The organism is Candidatus Electrothrix sp. (genome assembly GCF_052785085.1).
Window position 1 is genome coordinate 1 of record NZ_JALAAI010000207.1, and the last position, 3,444, is coordinate 3,444.

The 3,444-nt window shown below is 42.2% G+C and carries 4 protein-coding genes; all 4 read left to right on the top strand.

Features of this window, described 5'->3' with window-relative positions:
- Nucleotides 1–303 precede the first annotated feature (303 nt).
- The 4 genes from L2082_RS18865 to L2082_RS18880 all read left to right on the top strand — a co-directional run bounded on the left by L2082_RS18865 (nt 304) and on the right by L2082_RS18880 (nt 3,266).
- Nucleotides 304–792, top strand: coding sequence for a hypothetical protein (locus L2082_RS18865; RefSeq protein ID WP_446012161.1), 489 nt, complete (start codon nt 304–306; stop codon nt 790–792).
- Nucleotides 789–1,073, top strand: coding sequence for a hypothetical protein (locus L2082_RS18870; RefSeq protein WP_446012162.1), 285 nt, complete (start codon nt 789–791; stop codon nt 1,071–1,073). The genes L2082_RS18865 and L2082_RS18870 overlap by 4 nt, the downstream gene beginning before the upstream one ends.
- 72 nt (nt 1,074–1,145) lie before the next feature.
- A complete protein-coding gene (locus tag L2082_RS18875) occupies nt 1,146–2,765 on the top strand; it encodes an RHS repeat-associated core domain-containing protein (protein ID WP_446012163.1) in 1,620 nt (539 codons plus the stop codon).
- Between the two features lie 18 nt (nt 2,766–2,783).
- Nucleotides 2,784–3,266, top strand: a complete 483-nt coding sequence (locus tag L2082_RS18880) for a hypothetical protein (protein WP_446012164.1) — start codon at nt 2,784–2,786, stop codon at nt 3,264–3,266.
- Nucleotides 3,267–3,444: the final 178 nt, after the last annotated feature.

The following is a 3,444-nucleotide window of genomic DNA, read 5'->3' on the forward strand; positions in this document are numbered from 1 at the left end:
CGCACTCTCTGGCACTACATTAAGAATCCGAAAATCTGTGATGAGTAATTACAGATATTTGAAAGAGGAGCAAGGCCCCAAAAAGGACTTTTTTTCGTGTTTTGAGCACAAATCCTACGAACTTGGGCTAACTGTTCAGATATATCTGATGAACGTAGATCCCAAGTTTTAAGAGAAGCGGAAAGTTCCTTTTACTGGAGTATAGGAGATGCAATTTATAGAAAGATAAGAGGCGCAAAGAAAGGAGGGCTGAAAGAATTTAAGGATAATTTTGTTACAAATAGAAAAAATACTATTCAGTTGGTGTCAGAAGCTTTTGATTTACCGCCGATCTTACTTGCTGGTGTTGCATGGGTAGAAGCTGGAGGTGACCCAAATATACAAGATGATATAGCACATTCAGTACGGAGCTTTGATCATAGTGGAGATCCTTATCTTGAATTTCTAACAATAACCAAAAAACCTGAGCTTACATCATTAGGGAATGTTAGTATTCAGATTCGCAGAGCAGGGCAATCCCTAGGGCGCGATTTTCAAAGCTTTACTGGCCGGAATGAAATAATAAAAATGCTGAAAAACGATCAGCTCAACTTGTTTATTGTCGGAAAACATTTGGCGGAGTTAAAAGAAATTGATTTTCCTGGGCAAAAAATAGGAGATTATGAAATTAAAATTATAGGAGCTCGATATAACCGAGGCCCGACCCTGTCAATTGATCGAATAAAAAAGAATACAAGCTATGGAGACTTTATTTTGCAGATGAAAAACCATTTGCAAGGATTAATGAGATGAAAAAGATTATATACATAGTTCTTGTTTTTATGGTCTACGGATTACTTGTTGTACTGCTGGCTATTCCAGAAAATAAGTATGATTGGATGCAAGAAATTTCAGGAGAAAGTAACTTGACTCTTCCCGTTGATGAAGACTCTCCTGTTGTTGTGCATACAATATCAATATTAGTGCTGTTGCTATCTTTTATTACGCTTTTGTTTAAAAATATTCCTAAAAAAATACGTATATCGTTTTGTGTTATTCCTTGGTTAGGGGTGTTGCTCAAGTACATTTTATAATCATCATAACTCGGACACAGTACCACCGGGCTGATCAGCCGCACCCTTACCCGAACCTATGATACGATCACTGTGCCTGGTAGAAACACCGGCTTCAGCACGGACAGCAGCTATGCCGTCACCTATGGCTATGACAGCACCGGACGCTTCAACGGTGTTTCCTGGAATGTCGATTCTTTCACGGGCAACGTGACCTACGCCCGCGTACCAGACTCGCACCTTCTCCGCACAACCACTTTTGCTTCAGGTGGCCTGATAACCAACTCTTACGAACTCCATCGGAACCTGAAGATCGGCGTGAAGAACGAGTACGGCGCAGCCACAGTCTCACAGTATGATTATCTTTATGATAATATAGGGCGTCGAAAAACCATGACGACCTCCGGGGATGCCTTTTCCATCTCCCTGCCGGTTCCACCGGATCAGAAGCTCATCAACACGGGAACCTATACCTCTGTCGGCTACACGGCGAATGATCTGAATCAGTATACCTCCGTGGAGACGAACGGGGCAGCGGCCAGTCCGGCGTATGATAACGACGGCGGTCTCACCGACGACGGAACCTTCACCTATACCTGGAACGGGGAGAACAGGCTCAGCGCTGTTACCCCGAAAACTCCTGCTGTCGGTGATAAAAAGCTTGATTTTATTTACGATTACATGGGCCGCAGAGCGCAGAAAGTCACTACTGTTTGGGATGGCGCAGCTTGGCAATCTGATGAAACCCGCTTCTTTGTCTACGATGGCTTGAACCTGATTGAGGAACTGGACGGAGCCGGGGCTGTTACGGCGAGCTACGTCTACGGTCTTGATATTTCGCAGAGTTTTCAGGGTGCCGGAGGTATCGGTGGTATTCTTGCCCGGATTGATCACGGGGTAAACAAATCCCATATTTATTTCTATGATGCTAATGGCAATGTGGGGCAACTTGTTGATTCTTTGGACGGATATGTTGTCGCTGCTTATGAATATGCTCCCTTCGGAGGATTGGTTTCCGGTATGGGTAATTATGCTGAAGCTAATCCGTTCCGGTTTTCCACGAAATACGCTGATGATGTTGCAGGGTTGTATTATTACGGATATCGGTATTATTCGCCTGAGTTGGGGCGGTGGATGAGTCGGGATCCAATTGGGGAAGAGGGCGGGTTAAATTTGTATGGATTTGTGGGTGGAAATCCGCTTAATGTCGTAGATTTTTTTGGCCTGTGTCTGTGGTCACCAGGGAAAGTTGACTCTAGTGATGGGTTAAGCTATCTAGAAGGAGCAAGACGCTATTTTTTTGGTGGTGGCGATGTTGATGTGCCATTTAGTGCGGTAGATCCTAACTTTGGGGTTGAAAAATTTATTAACTCGTGCTCGTATAGTGTTGGGAAATATAATATTGACACCACGGTAGGGCATCAGCTTTATTCGAATGGTTCGTTTTTTTCTAACGCTGGTCCTGGAAGGATTGTGTTACGCTTAAAAGGCTCTCTAACTGTGACGAAAAACTGTGGGTGTAAAGAGTGGACTTTTGCTGGGTATACCGGTGCTTATACAGATGCATTTGATTTTGATCCACGACCATGGGGGGAAAGAAAATGGTACAATGAATTGGTCACAAGAGATATCGCTATGTTGCCTTTTGGGAACAGTTTTGATGTTAACTTTATTGGACAACGTAATATTTTGGTCAGTGGAGCATGTAACTAAATGCTAAGATATCTACTATTGGCAATGTGTGTTTTCTTGGCTTGTTGCGGTCAATTTGATTTTTCAAGTGCAGATTATAGTGAAGAGGATACACTTGCTTTACTCATTAATTCTCCTTACGATAGTATAAAAAAAGAAGTCTTTGCTATTGATATCTACGTGTTAGCTGGTGATGGTTTTTTTTCGGAAAAATGGCTTGCCTCTCATTCAATCACCCGCTTACAACTTAACAATTCTTTAGTTATATCCTCAATTATTGAAGAATTGAGGTATAATGACGATGTAGAAAGTAAAAAAAATTTTATACCAAAGCCGCTTGAATATCATATCATTTTCAAACTATTTTCAGGAAAAAAAGTTTACGTGCGACTTTTAGAAGAAGATAATGCTGGGAGTACTTATAAAATAGTACCTTATGCTCCAATGGTATATCAAATCAATAGACCTGAAAAACTGTATGAGCAAATAAAGCACCATAAGTCTACCTCCCGTAATAAGTAGATTTTAATCGAAAAAGGTGGCAGACCTATTTTTTGAATGTACACTCTGAACCCCGGCGCAGTTCCCTTTGTCGCCTTTCAGATTGAAAATCCGGATATGCTGCCGACAGTGAGCGAGCGGCTGCGGATTACCGAGACCCGGGGAAGCGATTCTTCGGTTACAGAATATTTCAACGATA

Bases quoted from the DNA above. Each gene is read 5' to 3' on its own strand.
- L2082_RS18870 (WP_446012162.1), top strand. From the start codon at position 789: ATGAAAAAGATTATATACATAGTTCTTGTTTTTATGGTCTACGGATTA.